25 protein-coding genes and 1 tRNA gene are annotated in these 19,540 nt (G+C 66.7%); 12 read left to right on the top strand and 14 right to left on the bottom strand.

The window, feature by feature from the left end; all coding sequences use genetic code 11:
* Window positions 1–71: 71 nt before the first annotated feature.
* Entirely contained in the window at window positions 72–1,268 is a 1,197-nt protein-coding gene (locus ASF87_RS01000) for an ROK family transcriptional regulator (protein WP_042537317.1), read from the top strand.
* 29 nt (window positions 1,269–1,297) lie between these two features.
* On the opposite strand, the gene ASF87_RS01005 is transcribed toward ASF87_RS01000, so the two are convergent.
* Together ASF87_RS01005 and ASF87_RS01010 are read right to left on the bottom strand one after the other, a co-directional pair.
* Window positions 1,298–2,437 carry a Gfo/Idh/MocA family protein gene (locus tag ASF87_RS01005; protein ID WP_056373521.1) on the bottom strand — a complete coding sequence of 380 codons (1,140 nt, stop codon included), beginning with the start codon at window positions 2,435–2,437 and terminating at the stop codon, window positions 1,298–1,300.
* Window positions 2,437–3,243, bottom strand: a complete 807-nt coding sequence (locus tag ASF87_RS01010; RefSeq protein ID WP_056373523.1) for a sugar phosphate isomerase/epimerase family protein — start codon at window positions 3,241–3,243, stop codon at window positions 2,437–2,439. Before ASF87_RS01010 ends, ASF87_RS01005 begins: the two co-directional genes overlap by 1 nt.
* 110 nt (window positions 3,244–3,353) lie before the next feature.
* Between ASF87_RS01010 and ASF87_RS01015 the strand changes: the two genes are divergently transcribed.
* The 3 genes from ASF87_RS01015 to ASF87_RS01025 are packed head-to-tail and all read left to right on the top strand — an operon-like array spanning window position 3,354 to window position 5,587.
* A complete protein-coding gene (locus tag ASF87_RS01015; RefSeq protein WP_056373525.1) occupies window positions 3,354–3,965 on the top strand; it encodes a TetR/AcrR family transcriptional regulator in 612 nt (203 codons plus the stop codon).
* Window positions 3,966–3,974: 9 nt separating this feature from the next.
* Window positions 3,975–4,604, top strand: coding sequence for a DUF4166 domain-containing protein (locus ASF87_RS01020; protein ID WP_056373527.1), 630 nt, complete (start codon window positions 3,975–3,977; stop codon window positions 4,602–4,604).
* Entirely contained in the window at window positions 4,601–5,587 is a 987-nt protein-coding gene (locus tag ASF87_RS01025) for an epimerase (protein WP_082508711.1), read from the top strand. The genes ASF87_RS01020 and ASF87_RS01025 overlap by 4 nt, the downstream gene beginning before the upstream one ends.
* Here the strand turns inward: ASF87_RS01025 and ASF87_RS01030 are convergent.
* Genes ASF87_RS01030 through ASF87_RS01040 form a run of 3 tightly spaced genes read right to left on the bottom strand, consistent with a single transcriptional unit; the run spans window position 5,584 to window position 7,187 of the window.
* Entirely contained in the window at window positions 5,584–5,991 is a 408-nt protein-coding gene (locus tag ASF87_RS01030; RefSeq protein WP_056373530.1) for a PLD nuclease N-terminal domain-containing protein, read from the bottom strand. The two genes, ASF87_RS01025 and ASF87_RS01030, sit on opposite strands and share 4 nt — an antisense overlap.
* 38 nt (window positions 5,992–6,029) lie before the next feature.
* Complete coding sequence (locus ASF87_RS01035; RefSeq protein WP_056373532.1) at window positions 6,030–6,959, bottom strand: aldo/keto reductase; 930 nt, start codon at window positions 6,957–6,959, stop codon at window positions 6,030–6,032.
* A gap of 9 nt (window positions 6,960–6,968) precedes the next feature.
* The gene (locus ASF87_RS01040; protein WP_056373534.1) at window positions 6,969–7,187 is read right to left on the bottom strand and encodes a hypothetical protein; all 219 of its coding nucleotides are present in this window, start codon (window positions 7,185–7,187) and stop codon (window positions 6,969–6,971) included.
* A 94-nt stretch (window positions 7,188–7,281) separates the two neighbouring features.
* On the opposite strand from ASF87_RS01040, the gene ASF87_RS01045 reads away from it, so the two are divergent.
* The 3 genes from ASF87_RS01045 to ASF87_RS01055 are packed head-to-tail and all read left to right on the top strand — an operon-like array spanning window position 7,282 to window position 8,759.
* Window positions 7,282–7,659: a helix-turn-helix domain-containing protein gene (locus ASF87_RS01045; RefSeq protein ID WP_235558837.1), complete on the top strand. Its 378-nt coding sequence runs from the start codon at window positions 7,282–7,284 to the stop codon at window positions 7,657–7,659.
* Between the two features lie 21 nt (window positions 7,660–7,680).
* The gene (locus ASF87_RS01050) at window positions 7,681–8,121 is read left to right on the top strand and encodes an ImmA/IrrE family metallo-endopeptidase (protein WP_082508712.1); all 441 of its coding nucleotides are present in this window, start codon (window positions 7,681–7,683) and stop codon (window positions 8,119–8,121) included.
* Window positions 8,122–8,156: 35 nt separating this feature from the next.
* Complete coding sequence (locus ASF87_RS01055) at window positions 8,157–8,759, top strand: GNAT family N-acetyltransferase (protein WP_056373536.1); 603 nt, start codon at window positions 8,157–8,159, stop codon at window positions 8,757–8,759.
* Here the strand turns inward: ASF87_RS01055 and ASF87_RS01060 are convergent, their stop codons facing one another.
* A complete protein-coding gene (locus ASF87_RS01060; RefSeq protein WP_042537303.1) occupies window positions 8,760–8,963 on the bottom strand; it encodes a hypothetical protein in 204 nt (67 codons plus the stop codon).
* Window positions 8,964–9,068: 105 nt separating this feature from the next.
* Between ASF87_RS01060 and ASF87_RS01065 the strand changes: the two genes are divergently transcribed.
* Window positions 9,069–9,680 carry a flavodoxin family protein gene (locus tag ASF87_RS01065; protein WP_056373538.1) on the top strand — a complete coding sequence of 204 codons (612 nt, stop codon included), beginning with the start codon at window positions 9,069–9,071 and terminating at the stop codon, window positions 9,678–9,680.
* A 1-nt stretch (window position 9,681) separates the two neighbouring features.
* Here the strand turns inward: ASF87_RS01065 and ASF87_RS01070 are convergent, their stop codons facing one another.
* Both ASF87_RS01070 and ASF87_RS01075 read right to left on the bottom strand, forming a co-directional pair.
* The gene (locus ASF87_RS01070; protein WP_056373540.1) at window positions 9,682–10,014 is read right to left on the bottom strand and encodes a DUF7882 family protein; all 333 of its coding nucleotides are present in this window, start codon (window positions 10,012–10,014) and stop codon (window positions 9,682–9,684) included.
* A gap of 50 nt (window positions 10,015–10,064) precedes the next feature.
* Entirely contained in the window at window positions 10,065–10,973 is a 909-nt protein-coding gene (locus ASF87_RS01075; RefSeq protein ID WP_056373542.1) for a hypothetical protein, read from the bottom strand.
* 183 nt (window positions 10,974–11,156) lie between these two features.
* Between ASF87_RS01075 and pgi the strand changes: the two genes are divergently transcribed.
* On the top strand, window positions 11,157–12,836 hold the full coding sequence (gene pgi / locus ASF87_RS01080; RefSeq protein WP_056373544.1) for a glucose-6-phosphate isomerase: 1,680 nt from the start codon (window positions 11,157–11,159) through the stop codon (window positions 12,834–12,836).
* Between the two features lie 21 nt (window positions 12,837–12,857).
* Complete coding sequence (locus ASF87_RS01085) at window positions 12,858–13,271, top strand: ribosomal maturation YjgA family protein (protein WP_157549976.1); 414 nt, start codon at window positions 12,858–12,860, stop codon at window positions 13,269–13,271.
* Window positions 13,272–13,353: 82 nt separating this feature from the next.
* On the opposite strand, the gene ASF87_RS01090 is transcribed toward ASF87_RS01085, so the two are convergent.
* Genes ASF87_RS01090 through ASF87_RS01100 form a run of 3 tightly spaced genes read right to left on the bottom strand, consistent with a single transcriptional unit; the run spans window position 13,354 to window position 15,597 of the window.
* On the bottom strand, window positions 13,354–14,139 hold the full coding sequence (locus ASF87_RS01090; RefSeq protein ID WP_056373547.1) for an SDR family NAD(P)-dependent oxidoreductase: 786 nt from the start codon (window positions 14,137–14,139) through the stop codon (window positions 13,354–13,356).
* 10 nt (window positions 14,140–14,149) lie between these two features.
* On the bottom strand, window positions 14,150–14,992 hold the full coding sequence (locus tag ASF87_RS01095; RefSeq protein ID WP_082508713.1) for an AfsA-related hotdog domain-containing protein: 843 nt from the start codon (window positions 14,990–14,992) through the stop codon (window positions 14,150–14,152).
* Between the two features lie 11 nt (window positions 14,993–15,003).
* A complete protein-coding gene (locus tag ASF87_RS01100) occupies window positions 15,004–15,597 on the bottom strand; it encodes a TetR/AcrR family transcriptional regulator (protein WP_162238664.1) in 594 nt (197 codons plus the stop codon).
* Window positions 15,598–15,998: 401 nt separating this feature from the next.
* Here ASF87_RS01100 and ASF87_RS17775 point away from each other — a divergent pair, with 401 nt between their 5' ends.
* Together ASF87_RS17775 and ASF87_RS01105 are read left to right on the top strand one after the other, a co-directional pair.
* Window positions 15,999–16,352, top strand: coding sequence for a histone-like nucleoid-structuring protein Lsr2 (locus ASF87_RS17775; RefSeq protein WP_162238665.1), 354 nt, complete (start codon window positions 15,999–16,001; stop codon window positions 16,350–16,352).
* Window positions 16,353–16,817: 465 nt separating this feature from the next.
* Window positions 16,818–17,669 (top strand): hypothetical protein, encoded by an 852-nt coding sequence (locus ASF87_RS01105; RefSeq protein ID WP_056373553.1) that lies wholly within the window; start codon window positions 16,818–16,820, stop codon window positions 17,667–17,669.
* Between the two features lie 189 nt (window positions 17,670–17,858).
* Here ASF87_RS01105 and ASF87_RS01110 read toward each other — a convergent pair.
* From ASF87_RS01110 to ASF87_RS01120, 3 genes are all read right to left on the bottom strand, one after another.
* Window positions 17,859–17,931: transfer RNA gene (locus tag ASF87_RS01110), tRNA-Ala, on the bottom strand.
* Window positions 17,932–17,980: 49 nt separating this feature from the next.
* Window positions 17,981–18,838 carry a hypothetical protein gene (locus tag ASF87_RS01115; protein WP_056373555.1) on the bottom strand — a complete coding sequence of 286 codons (858 nt, stop codon included), beginning with the start codon at window positions 18,836–18,838 and terminating at the stop codon, window positions 17,981–17,983.
* Between the two features lie 82 nt (window positions 18,839–18,920).
* Window positions 18,921–19,532: a GNAT family N-acetyltransferase gene (locus ASF87_RS01120; protein WP_042539893.1), complete on the bottom strand. Its 612-nt coding sequence runs from the start codon at window positions 19,530–19,532 to the stop codon at window positions 18,921–18,923.
* Window positions 19,533–19,540: the final 8 nt, after the last annotated feature.

A 19,540-nucleotide genomic window follows, 5' to 3' on the forward strand; every position in this document is an offset into this window, starting at 1 on the left:
CTGTCAAAAGTTCTTTGTAACGAATCGGAAGTCGATCGAGCCCTGTTCCAAGTCTGTGGTTTACTGACGCAATGGTCGACGCACTCCGCACCGCCGCGGCAGCGAACCCCGGCGCGGGCGAGATCTTCCAGATCCTTCGCGACGGCACCGCTCGCACCAAGGCCGAGCTCGCAGCCATCACCGGCCTCGCCCGGTCGACCGTCGCGCTGCGCGTCGACGCCCTGCTCGCCGCGGACCTCCTTCGTCCGGCGGGCGAGGCCGTCTCGACCGGCGGGCGTCCGCCGGCGCGGCTGGCCTTCAATTCCCGCGCCGGAGTCGTGCTCGCCGTCGACCTCGGCGCCACCCATGCCACGATCGCCGTCGCGGATCTCGCCGGCGTGATCCTCGATTCGCGCACACGCACGATCGACATCGCCGACGGACCGGACAATCTGCTCGACGTGATCCTCGCCGACGGGGCGACCCTGCTCGAAACTCCGGCGGCCGTGGGCATCCCGCTGCTCGGCATCGGGATCGGCGTGCCCGGGCCCGTCGAGCACTCGACGGGTCGGCCGACCAACCCTCCGATCATGCCCGGCTGGGACCGCTTCGACGTCCCCGGCTACGTGCAGCGCACGTTCGACGTGCCTGTGCTGGTCGACAACGACGTGAACATCCTCGCCCTCGGCGAGCACGCGACGATGTGGCCGCACGTCGACGACCTGATCTTCGTGAAGGTCTCGACCGGCATCGGAGCCGGCATCATCGCCGGCGGACAGCTGCAACGGGGGGCGCAGGGCTCAGCCGGCGACATGGGGCATGTCCAGGTGCCGAGAGTGGCCGGGTCCACCAGGGAGCCCGGCGACGAGCGCGACCTCGAGGCGCTCGCGAGCGGGTCGGCCCTCGCGACGGCGCTGCGCGGCGCGGGGCACGAGGCGCACAGCCCGGCCGATGTGATCGAGCTGGTGCGCTCCGGCAATGCCGCAGCCATCGAGGCGACACGGCAGGCGGGACGCGATGTGGGCGAGGTCCTGGCGACGGTGGTCAATCTGCTCAATCCGTCGATCATCGTGCTCGGCGGCAGCATCGCCAGGGCCGGCGAGCACCTGCTCGCCGGGGTGCGCGAGGTCGTCTACAGACGGTCCATCCCGCTGGCGACCCAGCATCTGGCCATCGTGCAGTCACAGGCGGGCGACAGGGCCGCCGTGCTCGGGGCCGCGATCATGGTCGCCCGCGAGGTGCTCTCACCCGCGAGCGTCGACCGCTATGTGGTGACGAAGGCGCGCTGACCGCGCCCTCGTCACCACATCGGCCGATCTCAGAGCGTCGCCTCGAACGGGTCGAAGTCGGCGTCGAGTGAGCCGACCTCGTCGATCGTGCTCGCGACCTGCACGAAGCTGCGCGATTCGGCGGCCTCTTCGATCGACAGCAGGGTGTCGAGCACGTGGTAGCCGAACTCACCGGTCGCGACATGCGGGCGGTCGGCGGCGATCGAACGCGCCATGTCGAGCAGACCGACGCCGCGACCCGAGAGCACACCTTCCTGGACCACGTCGACGACCTCCTGCGTCATCGGCGCGGGCGGCACGAAGGCCTGTGTCAGCGGCCGGGTGATCGTGATCTCGCCTCCGAAGGTGTTCGGGTCGGGGATCACGATCGTCCCCTCGGTGCCGGTGATCTCGACGATGCCCGTGCGCAGCAGCGGCGAGTCGGTGCTGTACAGGCTCTGCGCCTGTCCACCCTGCTCGAAGTCCATCAGCACGCTCAGCGTCGACGGGATCTCGACAGGGAACTCCTGGCCGGCGAGCTCGCCGACCTGCACGGTGCGGGTCGGGCTGCCCTGAAGACCGAGCGCGGCGACGGCTGCGACCGGTCCGAACACGTGCACGAGAGCCGAGACGTAGTACGGCCCCATGTCGAGCAGCGGCCCCGCGCCCTTGGCGTACAGGAACGCGGGGTTCGGGTGGAAGATCTCCGGCCCCTGCCATTGGAACGTGGTCTGGGCGAACAGCGGACGACCGATGTCGCCCCGGGCGATGGCGCGCTTCGCCGTCTGCACACCCGGCCCGAGCACCGTGTCGGGCGCGACGCCGACGCGCAGCCCCGCGGCATCCGCCTTCTGCAGCAGGCGCAGCGACTCGTCGCGGCTGACGCCGATCGGCTTCTCGGTCCACACGTGCTTGCCTGCGGCGAGGATCGCCTCGGACACCTCGACATGCACCGCGGGGATCGTCAGGTTCACCACGATGTCGATCTCGGGGTCGTTGAGCACGAGCTCGACGCCGCCCGCCCGCGGGACGCCGTACTTCTCGGCCTGCGCCCTCGCGCGCTCCTCGAGCAGGTCGCCGATGGCGAGCACCCGCACGTCGGGGAACGTGGTCAGGTTCGACAGGTACTGGTCGCTGATGTTCCCCGCGCCGATGATTCCGACACCGACGGGCCCGTTGCCGATCGCCATCAGCCGGCCACCTTCTCGTCGAGGTAGACGCGGCTGCGCTCGATGGCGTCCCAGAGGTCGCCGTCGAAGTGGTCGAACTCCACGATCGCGAGCTCGAGTGCCGGGGCCGCGGCGATGGCCTCGACCAGCGGGACCACGCCCTCTCCCGCCGCGACCTGGTCGGCGGGCGGGTAGGCGCTCAGCAGCGCGGGATCGAGCGTGCCGTCCTTGGCGTGCACGGCGATGACCCGGTCGCCCAGACGCTGCAGAAGTGCGACCGGGTCGACGCCGCCGCGGGCGACCCAGTACAGGTCGACCTCGAGCACGACGCGGTCGTCGAGCAGGCCCGCGAGCACCTCGAGTCCGGTGACCCCGTCGAAGACGGCCTCGAGCTCGTGGGCGTGGTTGTGATAGCCGACGCGCACGTCGACGGTGGCACCCACGGCGGCCGCCTCGTTGAGCAGACGTGCGGTCTCTTCGATCTGCTCGACCGTCTCCCAGCGCGCGGGCTCGGTGTACGGGTCGATGACCGTGTCCATGCCGAGCACCTTCGCGGCAGCGAACACCTCAGCGGGCGAGGGCACAGGAAGCGTGGTGCCGCTGCCGTCCGGGTTCACGAACGACTCGGAGGCGAGGAACGCGTGACCCGAGGGCGCGGTGAGACCCGCGTCGGCCAGCGCATCGGCGAGCGGCTGCGCACGGCGCACGAAGTCATAGGGCTCGACGGCCGTAAAGCCTCGGGCGGCAACCTCTTTCAGTGAGCCCTCTAGGTCGGTCTCGAGCTGATCCTTGATCGTGAACAGCTGGATGGAAGTCTGAATCGCCACGGGGTCTCCTTCGGTCGTCGGTGACGTGCGGGCCGTCTTCGCCCGTCTGTCCGAGCACGCTATCACCAAATACCTCCGCGCGGAAGTTTTCATGTCGTTACACTCTCACCATGACCGACGATCAGGATCGCCCACGGCAACGCGGTGCGTATGCGAAGGGCATCGCCCGTCGCCAGGAGATCCTCGATCGAGCCATCGAGGTCTTCGCCGAGCGCGGGGCCGACCGCACGAGCCTGCGCTCCATCGCGAGCGCCGTCGGCGTCACCCACTCAGCCCTCACGCACTACTTCGGGTCGCTCGAAGAGCTGCTCGTCGCGGTCTACCAGGAGAGCACGGCACCAGAGCGCCAGCATCCCGACGCTTTTCAGCCGGATGCGACCCCCGTCGAGCGGATGATCGAGTCCGCGCGCACCAACCGCGAGGTCCCCGGTCTCGTGCAGTTGTATTCGATGCTGGTCGCCGCCGCTCTCGAAGAAGGGCACCCGGCCGCCCGCGAGTTCGCGACGACCCGATTCGCGCGGTTGCGAGCGGACATGGCCGCGGTCGTGCGGGAGCAGCAGAACACCGGACGCATGCGGGAGGACGTGGATGCCGAGGCCGTCGCCGCCCTGGTGGTCGCCGCCTCCGACGGCCTGCAGACGCAGTGGCTGCTCGATGACACCGCCCCGCAGCACGAGGCTCTCGCGCTGCTCGACCGGCTGCTGCGGCCGACCGCTCGATAGGGTGAAGGCGTGACAGCACCAGGCACGGATCGACGTTCGCCCTACGAGCGCGCGCTCGGCGACCGCATCTCGGAACTCCACCCGAAGACCGCCTGGTACTTCCGCACGATCCCCGAAGGCCACGTCGGTGTCGGCACCGGGGTCTTCACGACCGCGGGATCCCGTCATCGCTGGCTCTGGCCCGTGCTCCGCATCGCGGAGTCTCTCGGAGTCGCGTTCGCCGGGTGGGAGCACGACGTGCCGTTCCGCATCGAGAACCGCACGGTCGCGGGCGAGGCTCTTGCGGTCAGGCACTTCTACCTTCCGGGGCGCACGTGGGTCATGCCCGACATCGTCTCGCTCGGCGCCAACGGCATCCTGCGCAACGAGATCGGCCCTCATCGCACGGTCGTCACGACCTTCGACATCGACGTACGCGACGGCGCGGTCGTGCTGACCATCCGCCGCGTCGGGATGCGTTTCGGGCGGCTGCGCATCGCGGCTCCGCGTTTCCTTCGTCCGCGCATCGGCCTCGTCGAACGCTGGGACGAGCAGCGTGAACGACACCACGTGAACATGACCATCGATGCCCCTCTGCTCGGTCGCGTCTACGAGTACACCGGCTTCTTCGAGTACGCGATCGAGAGCGAGACCCCGTGACAGATCCGACACCCCTTGCGTCAGGCCCCGTCGTGATCGGCGGCTCGACCGGGTTCATGGGGCAGTACCTGATCCCGCACCTGCAGTCAGCCGGGCGGGAGGTCATCACGATCTCGCGCTCGGGCGCCGACATCTCCTGGGGCGACCAGGCGGCGATCGATCGAGCCGTCGACGGCGCGTCGCTCGTGATCGGCCTGGCGGGCAAGAGCGTGAACTGCCGCTACACACCCGAGAACCGCGCGGCTATCTTCCGTTCGCGGCTCGACACCACCTCGTCGCTGAGCTCCGCGATCGCGAGAGCCGCGAGTCCTCCCCCGCTGTGGGTCAACTCGTCGACGGCGACGATCTACCGCCACGCGGAGGAGCGACCGATGACCGAGTCATCGGGCGAGATCGGCACAGGATTCTCCGTCGAGGTCGCGAAGGCATGGGAGCGCGCCCTGTTCGCCGACGACCTGCCGCACACGCGCCGGGTGGCCCTGCGCAGCGCGATCGTACTGGGCCACGGCGGCGTGCTCGGCCCCCTGAAGAACCTGGCCAGACTCGGCCTGGGCGGGGCGCAGCACGACGGGCGGTGGCCGATCAGTCGCGCGCGCCGGGCCGCCGGCACCGCGCACCGCCCGGGAGCACGCCGCGGTCGGCAGCGGTTCAGCTGGGTGCACGTCGAGGACATCGCCCGCATCATCGACTTCCTCGAGGTCACGCCGACGCTCGATGGCCCTGTGAACGCCGCCTCCCCGAATCCGACGGACAACGCCGACTTCATGGCGACCGTCCGGCGGGTGCTCGGAGTGCGCATCGGACCGCCGATGCCCCGGTGGATGCTCGAGCTCGGCGCCATCGCCATCCGCACCGAGACCGAGCTGATCCTCAAGAGCCGATGGGTGATCCCCGAGAAGCTCACGGTCGCCGGCTTCGAGTTCGCGTACCCGGACCTCGAAGACGCCCTGCGGGAGTCGTTCGATCTCGAGCGCGTCCGCTAGCGAGGCGCGTCAGTCGTCCCGCTCGACGAGTCACCGCCGCCCTCGCGCCTGCGCTTCTCGATCTCCTGACGCAGCCGCCACTCCTCGATCTCGTGATCGAGATCGGCGATCTGCTGCTCGGTGCTGCGGGCGTCGACGGGCGGTGTCGGGCGCGGTTCAGGTCGAGCAGCCGCAGGTCGAGCAGCCGGCCGCATGCGGGGGATCCGCGGGATCCGAAGACCGGCCTCGGAGTACTCCCTGCCGATCGCGAACCACAGCAGACTGCCGATGAGGGGCAGCAGGATCACGATGATGACCCACGCCATCTTCGGCAGGTACCTCACCTGCGCGTCGTCTCTCCTGATGATGTCGACCATCGCGCCGACCATCAGCGCGATGACGAGGAGCGAGAACAGGAACGGCATGCGTTCAGGGTAGACGACCGGGCCGCGTCTTGCCGCTGCTAGGGCAGCAGGTGACCGGCCGCGCGGAACAGCTCGTACCACTCGGCCCTGGTGAGCTCGATGTCGGCGCCCGCTGCCGCATCCTGCACGCGCTGCGGAGTCGTGGTTCCGAGCACGACCTGCATCTTGGCGGGATGACGCGTGATCCACGCCGTCGCGATCGCGATCGGTGCGACTCCGTACGACTCCGCCAGGCGATCGATCACCCCGTTGAGCTCGGCATACTCGGGGTTGCCGAGGAAGACGCCCGTGAAGAAGCCACCCTGGAATGGCGACCAGGCCTGGATCGTGATGCCGTTGATGCGGCAGTACTCGACGATGCCGCCGCCGTCGCGGACGAGGCTCTGGTCTTCGCCGGCCATGTTCGCGGCGACGGGCTGCGCGAGGATCGGCGCGTGCGTGATCGAGAGCTGCAACTGGTTGGCGATCAGGGGCTGGGTGACGGCGGTGCGGAGCAGATCGATCTGCCGAGGGGTGTGGTTCGAGACGCCGAACGCGCGGACCTTGCCCGCGGCCTCGAGCTCGTCGAACGCCCTGGCGACCTCTTCGGGTTCGACCAGCGCATCCGGACGGTGCAGCAGCAGCACGTCGATGTGGTCGGTGCGCAGCGCCGCGAGGGACCCCTCGACCTGGCGGACGATGTGATCGTACGAGAAGTCGAACGTGCCCTCAGCGGGGTGGATGCCGCACTTGGTCTGCAGCACGATCTCGTCGCGCTCGGCGGCGCTCAGCCCCAGTGCCTCGGCGAAGCGGCCCTCACAGAAGTGCATGCTTCCGCCATAGATATCGGCATGGTCGAAGAAGTCGATGCCCGCGCCGCGGGCCGTGTCGTAGAGCTCGCGGATCTGCGCGTCATCCTTGTCATCGATGCGCATCATTCCGGCGACGACGGCGGGGGCAGTGACGGATCCGAACGGGATGGTCTTCATACCCCCACGCTAGTGCGGGCGAGGGGTGAGCTGTGCGACTGCGATGTCGAGCGCCTGCGCGATCTCTGCCAGGTCGGTGACGGTGAAGTCGACCTCGCCCGCGAGCTTCTCGCGCAGCTCGGCGCCGGTGATGCCCACCCGCGCCGAGAGCCACTGAGTGCTGCGACCCGCGCGCAGCAGTTCTTCTTCCACTGCCTCAGCCACCACACGTCGCACATCTGTCGTCATTCATCGACAGTATCGCCGCATACGTAGCACCTCAAGCCTCGAAGACACCAATATGACGGCATCCTGGCTTCATCTCGGTGCTATCGTGACTCACGTGAAGACACCGGGCGAGCAGTTCAACGCGGCGGTCGGCCGCCAGCTCCGTGCCGAGATCGGCGCCGCAGGCAGCAGCATCGCCGCGATGGCGCGAGAGATCGGCATCGCCAGGAGCGCGCTGGACAACTACGTCACGGGCAAGCGCTCCATCCCGGTCCCCATCGTGTACGCGGTCAGCGCGTCGCTCGACCTCGCGCCCCACATCATGATCACTCGCGCAGAAGAGCGGCTTCGCTCCGAGGTCGAGCGCGGCGGCGCCACAATCACCCCGCTCCACCCGCGCACCGATGTCCGTGGTCGACGCGAAGATCGATCCGAAGTCGCGTTCGAGTCTCCCCTCGCCCACGCCGACGACACCGACGATCTCTACGACTGACGACCTGCGACGAGGAGGACCATGGAGGCCCTCCTCCGCCTGCTCGAAGAGAACGGGCTGCACCTCGTCGAACGTCGAGGTCGGTGCCACGGCGGCTACGAACCGCAGACGGCGACCATCCGCATCTCCCCTGGACTCAGCCGGAGAGCGACCTGCAGCGTGATCGCGCACGAGCTGGCGCACGCCGTGCTCGGCCACATCCCCGAGGCAGACCCGTCGATCCGCGCGCGTCAGGAGCGACGTGCCGACGAGTGGGCTGCGCGCCTGCTGATCAGCGCCGACGCCTACGCCGAAGCCGAGAAGGCGCGAGGCACCCACCCGGCCAGCCTCGCGTTCGAGCTGGGAGTGACGATCGAGATCGTGACCGCCTACCAGCGGCTGCTCCGCCGCGTCGGCGACGCCACGTACGTCGGCGCGAAGATGGGCCGAGGCCAATGGGAGCACCGCACCCTGATCGCATGATCCGCCCCCGGGCGCCACGCTGATTGAATGGCTGCATGACCTTCCGCACCACCCCGGCCCCGATCACCCTCACCGGACGACTCGTCGAGCTCCGCCCGCTGGAGACCTCGCATCACGACGGACTTCTCGACGCGCTACGCGAAGGCGATCTGTGGAAGCAGGCCTGGTACACATCGGTGCCCTCTCCCGAAGGTCTCGCCGCCGAGATCGACCGTCGCATCGGTCTGATCGAGAGCGGCGGGATGATCCCCTTCACGGCGTTCGACGCCTCGGGGCGCATCCTCGGCCTCACCTCGTACTACGACCTCGAGGGTGACGTCCCGCGGCTGCACATCGGGTACACCTGGAACCGTCCGTCTGCGCACGGAACCGGGACCAACGCCGAATCGAAGCTGCTGCTGCTCCGGCATGCATTCGAAGAGCTCGGCGTCTTCCGGGTGGGCCTGACCACTCAGTGGGTCAACTTCCAGTCGCGCGCCGCGATCGAACGCCTGGGAGCGAAGCAGGACGGCGTCATGCGCGCGATGAGCCGGTACCGCAACGGTGCACTGCGCGACAGCGTCGAGTTCTCGATCATCGAACCGGAATGGCCCGCAGTGCGGGCCAACCTCGAGGCGAGGCTGGCCAGACGACGCTGATCACTCGGTGGCGTTGCCCGACCAGTTGTCCTTGCGACGAGTGGCCGAACCGCCTGCACGCATCATGAATGCGAGCGACAGGCTGGTGATGAGAAGTCCGCCGACGAAGACGATCGCCTGGAAGTCCTCGAGCGACTGCGCGAGACCCATGAGCCAGATGCCTCCGAGGAAGAGGATCATGAAGAAGATGAAGCTGAGGATCACGGGATCTCCTGTCGTAGCGGCCGTCATCCAGGATACCGTCTAGCGCACACCTGCCAGCGACGGAACCCCCTGGGCTATCGACGCCGACGATGATTTGGTGCAGGGATGACCGCACAACTGACTGCTCTCGCCATCTCCTGCACCCTCAAGCCCTCCCCCGCGGAATCGAGCACCGACCTTCTCGGTTCGCAGATCCTCTCAGCACTCGCCGAGCACGGAGTGACCGGCGAGCTCGTACGCGCCGTCGATCACGTCCTCAGCCCCGGCGTGGAGGCCGACATGGGTGGAGACGACCAGTGGCCCACGCTGCGCGAGAAGGTTCATGCCGCCGACATCCTCGTGTTCCTGACGCCCACCTGGATGGGACAGCACTCGAGCGTCGCGCAGCGGGTTCTCGAGCGCCTCGACGCGGAGTTGAGCGAGACGGATGACGCGGGACGACCGATCCTCTTCGACAAGGTCGCGATCGCCGGCATCGTCGGCAACGAGGATGGCGCGCACCACATCGCCGCGATCCTGTTCCAGTCGCTGAACGACGTCGGATACTCCGTGCCGGCGCAGTCGTCGATCTACTGGAACGGGGAGGCGATGCAGACCGTCGACTACAAGGATCTCGACGAGATCCCCGAGAAGGTCGCACAGGCGACGGCGACAGCCGCTCGCAATGCCGCGCACCTGGCCAGCCTGCTGAAGACGGACCGCTACCCGGCCGAGTAGGTCAGGACTTCGGCTTGCTCCCGTCGGCGATCTTCGCCTGCACGTAGTCATCGATCACGAGTTCGCCCGTCGCGTTGAGGGCGTGCATGATCTCTTCGACCCGCTGCTTCTGGATGACCTGGGGCTCGGCTGACGTGAAGAGGAACTGCAGCGGGATCGCCGGATGGATCCATACCGTGACGCGCCCAGGATCGCCGCCCTCGGGAGGAAGCCAGGTCATCATGAAGCTCTCCTGGCGACGCAGCTTCGTGCCGACGATGACCTTCAGATGAGCCAGCGTCTCGTCATCGATGAGGATCGGCTCAGATGTGCCGTCATACCGCAGTCTTCCCATGAAGGAAACCGTACCCCGGGGTACGGGTCCTCGTGTACACGCGTGCGCGATCAGGGCCGGCGGAACGTCACGACCTCATCACGGCGCGCGCGTTCGACGCTCAACCCTGAGAGTTCGAGCCGGCGGAAGACCCGGCGCGGCAGCGCGGGCAGCTCGCCGGTGCGGCCCGGCGGCGGCTCGGCGAGCCCGGCGATCAGCGAGAGGTCCACACCCGCGCCCCGCACCTCGATGCGGGCATAGTCCGAGCGGGTTCGCCAGACGAGGCGCTGCAGCTGACGGAAGGGGATGCGGTGCGTCGTGGACCCCGCACGGATGCGCAGCTCGTCATTGCCGAATGCGACGCCGCACGACAGCGTACGACGGCGCAGCGCTCCTCTGAGCAGCAGATAGATCGGCAGGCCGACGACGACACCCATCAGGATGATCGCGAGACGGGCTCCGACGCGCATCACCGCGTCGTCGAAGGCGATGAGCAGAGCCGTTCCTGCGAGGCCGACGACCAGGACCACTGCCACGATGGCGAGCGTCAGCGTCCGCATACGCAGGTCGAGGGCCGAGAATTCCACGCCGGAGCCGTCGCCGCCCTCGTCGCGCTCCCACTCGGGGGCAGCGGGAGGCGGTCGTCGCTTCGCATCACGACGCCCGATGAGATCGATGAGGCGCGACAGGAGGCCCAGCCAGATCCACCCGGCTGCGGGGCCGGCGGCGATCTGCAGCACGATGGCGACCGCGCGCACCGGCTCGGGCAGGCCGGCCAGCAGCGCGTCACCGGGCTCGATCACGAGGATCATCGCGGCTGTCAGGCCGACCGCGACACCGAGATGCACCGCGACGCCGGTGCGCACCGGGCGCATCTCCATCGTCGCGTTGACGAACGAGAACGCGATGCTCCAGCCACCGAGCAGCATGAGCAGGAACGGGAAGAAGCTCAGGTCGTCGCCCGCGATCGTCCAGACCATCGCAGCGATCAGGAACAGCAGTCCTCATGCGAACGGAGTGCGCACGAACCTGCGACCGATCTCGCGCCTCAGCCGCCTCTCCGACGTCGTCTCGGGCGCTGTGTCGGTCATCGCAGCAATCCTAGGACGAGACCCGACGTCATCGCGGGCGCATCGGGTCGCGTGCGGCAGTACCGTGGATCCATGACCGCTCCTGTTGATCCGACACACACTCCCGCCTGGTCCGAGCTCGCCGCGCTGCGCGAGTCGATCACCGTCGATCTGCGGGGCTGGTTCGCCGCGGATCCGGACCGCACTGAACGTCTCTCGTTCCCGCTCGCGGACCTCCATGTCGATCTGTCGAAGAACATCGTCACCGATGACGTTCTGGCCGCGCTTCTGCGTCTCGCCGAGCAGACGGGTGTCGCCGAGCGCTACGCCGCCATGCTCGAGGGGAGCCATCTCAACACCTCCGAAGACCGGGCTGTGCTGCACACCGCACTGCGCCGACCGGCCGGGGCCTCCCCCGCGCTCGTCGTCGACGGACAGGACGTGGATGCCGATGTGCATGCCGTGCTCGACGCGCTCAGCGCGTTCGCCACCCGGGTTCGTGCCGGCGAGTGGCTCGGCATCACCGGCAAGCGCGTCACCCACGTCGTCAACATCGGCATCGGCGGCTCCGACCTCGGGCCGGTCATGGTCTACGAGGCTCTGAAGCCCTACGCGGATGCCGGCATCGAGGCCCGGTTCGTGTCGAACATCGATCCGACAGACCTCGCGCAGAAGACCTCGGACCTCGACCCCGAGACGACGCTCTTCATCGTCGCATCGAAGACCTTCACCACTCTCGAGACGCTCACCAACGCCCGGCTTGCGCGCGATTGGCTGTGGGCCGGGCTCCAGGCCTCCGGCGCCATCTCCGACGACGACGACGCGCGCACCGACGCCGTCGCACACCACTTCGTGGCGGTGTCCACGGCGCTCGACAAGGTCGCCGCGTTCGGCATCGACCCGGCGAACGCGTTCGGGTTCTGGGACTGGGTGGGCGGTCGCTACTCGGTCGACTCCGCGATCGGGCTGTCGCTCGCCATCGCGCTCGGTCCTGATGCGTTCCGCGAGCTGCTGGCCGGTTTCCACGCCGTCGACGAGCATGTCCGCACGACCCCGCTCGAGCGCAACGTCCCCGTGCTGATGGGCCTGCTCAACGTCTGGTATGTCAACTTCCACGGTGCTCAGTCACACGCGGTGCTGCCCTACGCGCAGCAGCTGAGTCGGTTCCCGGCCTACCTGCAGCAGTTGACGATGGAGTCCAACGGCAAGTCCGTCCGGTGGGACGGCACCCCCGTCACCACCGACACCGGCGAGGTGTTCTGGGGAGAACCGGGCACCAACGGCCAGCACGCGTTCTACCAGCTGATCCATCAGGGCACGCGGCTGATCCCGGCGGACTTCATCGCCTTCGTCAACCCGGCGTACCCGCTGACCGACGGCGGTCAGGACGTGCACGAGCTGTTCCTGGCGAACTTCCTCGCCCAGACAAAGGCCCTGGCCTTCGGCAAGACCGCCGAAGAAGTCGAGGCCGAGGGGACCACGGGAGCGCTCGTGGCCGCGCGCACCTTCCCCGGCAACCGCCCGACCACCTCGATCTTCGCGCCCGCACTCACCCCCGGGGTGCTCGGCCAGCTGATCGCGCTCTACGAGCACGTCACTTTCACCCAGGGCACGATCTGGGGCATCAACTCGTTCGACCAGTGGGGCGTCGAGCTCGGCAAGCAGCTCGCCATGCAGATCGCACCGGCGATCGGCGGCGACGAGTCGGCGATCGAGGCGCAGGATGCGTCCACGAAGGCGTTGCTCGCGTACTACCGCGCGAATCGGAAGTAGGTGGAGGCGGACGAGACGCAGATGCCGTCGTCCGCGGGTCGCGATTCGCCCGTGCGTGCACGTCGACGAGGTCTGCTCGTCGGCGCCGCACTGGTGGTCGCGGCGGGGCTCGTCACGCACTTCGTCGGCAGCGGCCCGATAGCGGACCTGGCCGGCGATGCCCTTTACGCGGTGATGATCTACCTCGTCCTCGCCATCGCATTCCCGCGCGCCGCCTTCTGGGTCGTCGGCGTGACCGCGCTGGCCCTGTGCACGCTGATCGAGTGCTTTCAGCTCACCGGCCTGCCGGGGCTGTGGGCTGAGAGCTTCTGGCCGGTGCGGTTCGTCTTGGGCGTCGGCTTCGACGCGCGCGACCTCGCCGCATACGCGCTGGGCGCCGGCGTCACGACTCTCGTCGACGTCGCGGCCAGCCGTCGTCGCAGGGCACGCGCCTGACAGACAGCGAAAGACCCCCCGAGCGGTGCTCGGGGGGTCTTGCTGTCTGTGTGGTCGAGTATGTCCAGGAGCGCGTGTGGCTCTACACGAGGCCTCGCACAGACCCCTGCCGATGCGGCCGAGGGTGCAGAGACATACCTCCAGTCACGTCCAGAATCGCTCCAGTCGTACGATGAGCCTTGTCGGAGACGAGAAAGCTGACTGCATCCGCAACGGCAGATGGTGGGGCTACGCCTCCAAGCATCGAAAGCTCGCTCATGTATGCGACCGCGGCGTCGTTCGAAAAGGCCGGATGGCCGTTGTCCGTGAAGCCGGGTACTACAGCGTTGACTCGAATACCCCGCGGCGCCAAGGCCTCGGCCATGTTCCGCGTGAGTGATTCGAGGGCAGACTTCGTCATCGCGTAGACGAGGTCCCCCGCACTGGCAATATGGGCGCTCGCTGACGAGATGTTGACGATGCTCGCTCCCGCCACCATGTCCCTAGACAGCAGCTGCGCAAGGAAGAGCGGCGCTCTTGTGTTCAGCGAGACGAACTCGTCGAAGCTCGCTGGCGTCGCTTCAGTGAATGACGGCCCCAACATCTTGGCCGCGTTGTTGACAAGTGTCGACACACTCCTTTGGGAGCCCGACGCCCTTTCGCGGACAGCTTCGACGAAAGAATGGATACCGTCCATGGATGACAAGTCCGCCTTCACCAGGTCGCACCCGCCGCCAGAATCCTGAATCGTCGCCCGAAGGATGTTCGCTCTCTCTGCGTTGCTCCGGTACTGAGCGATGATATGAAATCCGTCGCGACTCAGCGCTTTGGCGATCTCTGCTCCGATGCCCCCCGAACTTCCAGTGACAATCGCGAGTTTGTCTGGCATTGGTGTCCTGTCATCCTTCAAGAGTGCCGGTGATTTTGGCTCGTCGCACGCCGAGTTGCACGACTTCAGCCCTCAACCGGCCCGACTTTGAGACCCTGAGCTGCAGCGTCGGGGCGGGATCCGCATCGGCGTACCGATGGAACTCAAGCTTCAACGAACGAACGCGTGCGTATGACGACTGCTCCAGAGAAACCCTCTCGACATCAGCGATGGTCTGAACCGCGGTGAGGTGGTCGGAGGGATGGTCGGACAGCAAGGGGTCCTCAGCGCTCACGCGGATGGGCTCCATGTACGTATATCTGGGCCCTGCAGAGGTAGTGCCCTCCTCCGCTGTGGGGCGGCTTCGAACACGGTCGTAGACCGCATGCGGAACAAGCGATGCGGCAGCTGTACCCACCGCTATGAGCCCCCCGGGCCCTTCGAGCGCGAAGTACTGCGAAAGAGAGCGAGACCGCCCCCTGCTGGACGTTGCGACAAGCTGCGCGCGAACAACTCCGGAGTGCCGTGATATATCTGACGGTCCGTAATTCGTCACGAGCTTCAACGCTATCTCGTCGAGAACAAACACGTCCGTGTCCGGGACGCCCATCTGGCGGTGCGCCTGCAGAATGCCAACCTGGCGTTGCACTTCCATCAGATCGACGAAGCGAGGAACCCCCCGCGACGCGGGGACGCGGAAATCAGCACACATCGAGTGAGGCGACTCTTCTACCGCGTGATGAATCCACACGTTGCTGGGATCGGTTTTGTGGATCTCAGCAGGACGAATCGACGGCGTTCCAACGGGCCGTCCGACCACGCCGTTTGCCAGTTCAGCGCGACGGAAGGATTCCGCAACTTCGGAGGTAATCACCGGTCAATCACTCATGCCGCAAGGATCGCTTCCAGCGCGGGCGTCAGCCGTTGAATCCGCCGGGGCAGTGAAGTCCAGTGATCCTCGAGACCCGACAACACCTGAGAACCTACGAATACCGTGTTGAACAGCTCGGCGTAGAGGTCGACGTCGACGTCGACGCGGATCGACTGATCCGCGACACCCCGAGCCACGAGCGACCTGGCGATACGTACCCACTCGAGGTATGGCTCGCTCGCCTCAGCAGTGACCTCGGAGGAAGGCTGACCGGCGAGCTGAATACCTGCTTGCACGATCTCATCATCGGCGATGAGGCTCCCCAGATTGGCCATGACCCGGAGAAGAATTTCGAGCCCAGATCCGTCTTCCGCCTCGGTATCCAGAAGGACCGCCGTCATCCGCTCCTGCTGCGCGCTCAGAATCGCCTTCGCGAGGTCCGCTTTGCTTCGGAAGTGGAAGTAGAGTGCGCCCTCACTGGCGCCGGACTCCGCAGCGACGTCGCGGTATCGAGCTTCAGCATAGGTAACTCGGGAGAACACGCGCGCAGCGCCCGAGAGGATTGCTTCGCGCGTATCAATCGAGCGCTGCTGCTTCAGCTGCGGCATCCTTTGCGCGGACATCGACCCTCCCGGCGGATAGTGTTCTCCTTCGATAGTAGTCAACGCGGCCCGGGCGCTTGTGCTCCATGGGCTCCGCCGAAGAAGGCGTAGTTCATTTTCGTCGCGCCCCTGCACGCCTCCATTGGCAGATGGATCAGTACGCACGGCGACGCTCCCGCGCGCGCGATCACGGTGGCGTCGCGACCCACTCACGGGCACCTTCGCCGCGACGGCGGCCACTGACAGATGAGCGACGCAATTGGCGTCACTGTTCGCCGTCGAGATTCAAGTCGGGTACATTACTTTCAAATTGCCGTCACTTGAGTACATTTTTCTGCGTTTATTGGTATTCTGACTATGGCGCGGTAACCGAGCTGGCGACACATATCCATGCGAAAGGGACCAACATGTCGAAACGAGTGGTCGTCGAACTGGTAGACGATCTTGACGGTGAACCCATTGAGGACGGCGATGGCGGTGGCGCAGTGAATTTTGCGTTGCAGGGCCGTCAATATGAACTCGATCTCCGAGCGGCGAACCTGGCCAAGCTGGAGAAAGCCGTCGCCCCCTTCATTAAGGTGGCGCGCGCTTCGAAAGCGAAAAGCTCCTCCTCTCGCGAACCTCGACGCCGGAAATCGACCTCCGAGCTTGCGGAGATTCGCGAATGGGCGCGCGCGCATGGGCATTCGATCAGCGGCTACGGGCGAGTCCCGGCCGAAATTCGCGAAGCATATGCCGCGAGTATGAGCTCGCGCTCTTAAGACCGCAGTCGAGCCGCACGCATGTCTTGCCTGCGCCGCGTTGTCCGCACATGCGGTGGCGGTAGACCCGAGCATCGATCACGTGTCGCGACGATTACCAAGGCCCCCGTGCTTCGTTCGGGGGCCTTCTTCTTTCGGTGGGTCGTTTGTATGGGGCTGAGCACCCTGTCTCGACCAGGCCGCGGGAAGGCCGTGTCGGCCACGTTCCCGCGGTGAGCGCCAGATTTCCCCAGCACCGCGGAACGATCCCCCATCCTGGCATCTCAGGCGCAGCGTCTGTCGTACCCGCGATACTGGGGCGGGTACGACGGACATCCGTCGCAGAGCCGAACAGGAGGGGGGTCCTGTGCAAGCATTCCTAGCTGAGCACACCTGGGACATCGTGATCGGCGTCGGCGGGATGATCCTAGGGGCAATAACGTCATTTTTACTGAACTTCGTGCGACGAGGCGGAGGGCAGGACTGGTGACAGCGCCAACCTGGTTCTCGGCGGTTTTCACGATCGCGCTCCTCGTCCCCGGGGCAATCATCGGTGCTGCGTTTGCAGACATGGCCACGCTTCCTGCCGCAAGGCATCGGCGTTCACTCAACGACGCGCTGACAATCGCGCGTGAGGCAACCCCGTGGCGGTTACGACTGCCTCAACGGCAGAATCGTGGGTCCAGCGATCCGGACACCGAGAAGCTCATCCTGATTCTCGCGGTGGTGGGCGTGGTCATCGCCGTCGCCAAGTATTCGCAGTACGTCGGCGAGATCGCCTACGCACTTGTGTTGTTCTCCGCGGTCGTCTTCGGCGGCACGATCCTCTCGTTTGTTGTCTTCTGGGCGAAGAGATGCGTCGACGGTCGCTCAGTCGTGTGGAGGCTGCTACTCAGTTCGGTGCTCTGGACCACGGGCCTTTTCAATGCGTACTGGCTCCAAAACGCGCCCCTTCATGGCGATGCGGTTGGGCAGTTTCGCGCACGCGTGGATCAGTACGGTCCAATCGGCGCTTTCGTCCGGGCGCCCGCAGGCGAGTTCCAACAAGTGTCGAACCAGATGATCGGCGCGTTCCTCTGCCTCATGATGCTCGTCGTCTTCATCGCACTCTGCTTGTCGAGCCTTTCCAGCGTCTACATCGCGTCCTACGGTCGCCCTCGATGGTTCTGGCTCGCTTTGTTCTGGAGCAACGGCTGGGCTGTTCGCGCACCTGTCTGGATATTCGCCGCCGCGATCGGAGCCATCGCGCTCTTCTGTACGAGCGGGATGGCATTCGATGGCGGCGAATCGTTCACGGCCTGGCTCCGCTCCCTTATTGCAAGGCCCTCATCAGGGTGAGGGGCGGCGCGTTGCGCGAAATCTTCACCCCCGCCTCGTCAGGCACGCGCGGGGCATCGACATGCGTGCCTATCCGATTGCCTTTGGTGAGATCGGCTCGGCAACAAAGCTCACCACCAGACAGATGCACATGAAACAAAAGCGGCCGATCAAGCATGATTTCTCATTCCTGATCGGCCGTCTTCTCAGTGGACCTAAGGGGATTCGAACCCCTGACCTCCTCGATGCGAACGAGGCGCGCTACCAACTGCGCCATAGGCCCTGACGTCTTCTACGCTATCACGCTCGAAGGCCCGCTCGTGCCGCGAAGATCAGCCGGCTGCGCGCTTCGCGAGAAGGTCGCGGACGTGCGCCTCGATCTCGGCGTCGTCGACGTATCCCATCTTCGCGAAGGGAGAAGATGCCGCCGGCGCGGCGGCGGGGATCTGCACCGGCGTCGCGGGCGCCAGGCGCTCGGCGCGCTCGCGCAGCTCGGCGAGGCGAGCCGCGGTCCGGCGCTCCTCCTGCGCATCGAGCTCTGCTCGCGCGACCTGCGCACGAGAGCCTGCGACGGTCACCAGCGGCTCGGGCAGTGGACGCGGAGTCCATGTCGCTCGACCCTGGTCGTGCAGTTCGGGCGCCACTCTCTGCACGGGCTGCTCGGCCTCCCGAACGGAGCGTCGGGCTGCACGAGCGGCGACCGACGACATGCGCTGCAGGGCGTAGCCGGCCACGACGATCATCGCTCCGCCGATCCACAGCAGCAGCTGGGCCTGACCGGCGATCAGCTGCCACCCGCCCAGCCCGGCGATGACGAGACCGAGAAGCAGAGTCGAGGTGGCGACGATGCGCACGCGGCGACGAGCGCGTGCCTGGCGCATGACAGGATCAGCCCTCGTGGCCGCGAGCTCTTCACGGAGGAGCATGAGCTCGGCGGCCTCCTTCTCGGACTGCAGGCGCTTCGCGAGCTTCTGTTGCGCGAGAGCCGTCCGCGCATTGAGCTCGAGGCGCACCTCGCCGGGGGTCTCGCTGGTCTCGGCGAGCACCCGCAGGGCCTGGTTCAGCCTGACGGCGTTGCGCTCGGCGGCGTCGTACTGGAAGCGTCCGCGCCATGACGGCAGCAGATAGAGCATCCACAGGAGCACAGCGACGAGGACTATCACTCCCCCGCTCAGCACTGGCCCGTCCATGTCGACAACGGTACGGGAACATCGATGGTCACGACGCTCAGTGGCAGCGTGTGTCGCGACGAGTTCTGAACTCAGCGGCGTGTCAGAGCGCGAAACGGTCGGACGGAGGGATCGTCGCGGCGTCCGGGGGCACTTCGCCGTTCAACCAGCGGGCCAGCACGCCCTGCGGCACATCCTCGCGCGTCAGGGCGAACGCGTAGTGATCGCGCCAGTCGCCGTCTATGTGGATGTACCGGCGACGCAGCCCCTCATAGCGGAAACCGAGCTTCTGCACGACCCTCAGGCTCGCGACGTTCTCTGGGCGGATGCAGATCTCCATGCGATGCAGTGCGTACTCGGTGAAGCACGCGTCGGTCGCGAGCGCGACGGCCGTCGGCGTGATGCCCTTGCCGGCGAACCGCTCGCTCACCCAGTAGCCGATGGTCGCCGAGCACAGCGACCCCCTGGCGACTCCCCAGACGTTGAGCTGCCCGGCGATCTCGCCGTCGTACTCCATGACGAACGGGTAGCCAGCGCCGTCTCGGTACTGCTGAAGCAATCGACGGATGCTGAGCCGCATGTCGAACGAGACCGAGCCGTAGGGGACGGTGGCCTCCCACGGCTGCAGCCACGAGCGGTTGCTCAACAGCTCATGCTGCAGAGCCCTCGCGTCGCGTGAGCGCACGAGGCGCAGCTCGATGAGACCGTGCCGCATCCCCGTCG

Origin of the sequence: Microbacterium sp. Leaf161 (assembly GCF_001423645.1) — a bacterium.
Lineage (GTDB): Bacteria > Actinomycetota > Actinomycetes > Actinomycetales > Microbacteriaceae > Microbacterium > Microbacterium forte.

What these genes read in the sequence shown, in the direction of transcription:
- ASF87_RS01000 (WP_042537317.1), top strand. Translation starts at nt 72, where the DNA reads ATGGTCGACGCACTCCGCACCGCCGCGGCAGCGAACCCCGGCGCGGGC.
- ASF87_RS01005 (WP_056373521.1), bottom strand. Translation starts at nt 2,437, where the DNA reads ATGGCGATCGGCAACGGGCCCGTCGGTGTCGGAATCATCGGCGCGGGG.
- ASF87_RS01015 (WP_056373525.1), top strand. Translation starts at nt 3,354, where the DNA reads ATGACCGACGATCAGGATCGCCCACGGCAACGCGGTGCGTATGCGAAG.
- ASF87_RS01030 (WP_056373530.1), bottom strand. Translation starts at nt 5,991, where the DNA reads ATGCCGTTCCTGTTCTCGCTCCTCGTCATCGCGCTGATGGTCGGCGCG.
- ASF87_RS01035 (WP_056373532.1), bottom strand. Translation starts at nt 6,959, where the DNA reads ATGAAGACCATCCCGTTCGGATCCGTCACTGCCCCCGCCGTCGTCGCC.
- ASF87_RS01040 (WP_056373534.1), bottom strand. Translation starts at nt 7,187, where the DNA reads ATGACGACAGATGTGCGACGTGTGGTGGCTGAGGCAGTGGAAGAAGAA.
- ASF87_RS01050 (WP_082508712.1), top strand. Translation starts at nt 7,681, where the DNA reads ATGGAGGCCCTCCTCCGCCTGCTCGAAGAGAACGGGCTGCACCTCGTC.
- ASF87_RS01055 (WP_056373536.1), top strand. Translation starts at nt 8,157, where the DNA reads ATGACCTTCCGCACCACCCCGGCCCCGATCACCCTCACCGGACGACTC.
- ASF87_RS01065 (WP_056373538.1), top strand. Translation starts at nt 9,069, where the DNA reads ATGACCGCACAACTGACTGCTCTCGCCATCTCCTGCACCCTCAAGCCC.
- ASF87_RS01070 (WP_056373540.1), bottom strand. Translation starts at nt 10,014, where the DNA reads ATGGGAAGACTGCGGTATGACGGCACATCTGAGCCGATCCTCATCGAT.
- ASF87_RS01075 (WP_056373542.1), bottom strand. Translation starts at nt 10,973, where the DNA reads ATGGTCTGGACGATCGCGGGCGACGACCTGAGCTTCTTCCCGTTCCTG.
- pgi (WP_056373544.1), top strand. Translation starts at nt 11,157, where the DNA reads ATGACCGCTCCTGTTGATCCGACACACACTCCCGCCTGGTCCGAGCTC.
- ASF87_RS01085 (WP_157549976.1), top strand. Translation starts at nt 12,858, where the DNA reads ATGCCGTCGTCCGCGGGTCGCGATTCGCCCGTGCGTGCACGTCGACGA.
- ASF87_RS01090 (WP_056373547.1), bottom strand. Translation starts at nt 14,139, where the DNA reads ATGCCAGACAAACTCGCGATTGTCACTGGAAGTTCGGGGGGCATCGGA.
- ASF87_RS01100 (WP_162238664.1), bottom strand. Translation starts at nt 15,597, where the DNA reads ATGCCGCAGCTGAAGCAGCAGCGCTCGATTGATACGCGCGAAGCAATC.
- ASF87_RS17775 (WP_162238665.1), top strand. Translation starts at nt 15,999, where the DNA reads ATGTCGAAACGAGTGGTCGTCGAACTGGTAGACGATCTTGACGGTGAA.
- ASF87_RS01115 (WP_056373555.1), bottom strand. Translation starts at nt 18,838, where the DNA reads ATGGACGGGCCAGTGCTGAGCGGGGGAGTGATAGTCCTCGTCGCTGTG.
- ASF87_RS01120 (WP_042539893.1), bottom strand. Translation starts at nt 19,532, where the DNA reads ATGCGGCACGGTCTCATCGAGCTGCGCCTCGTGCGCTCACGCGACGCG.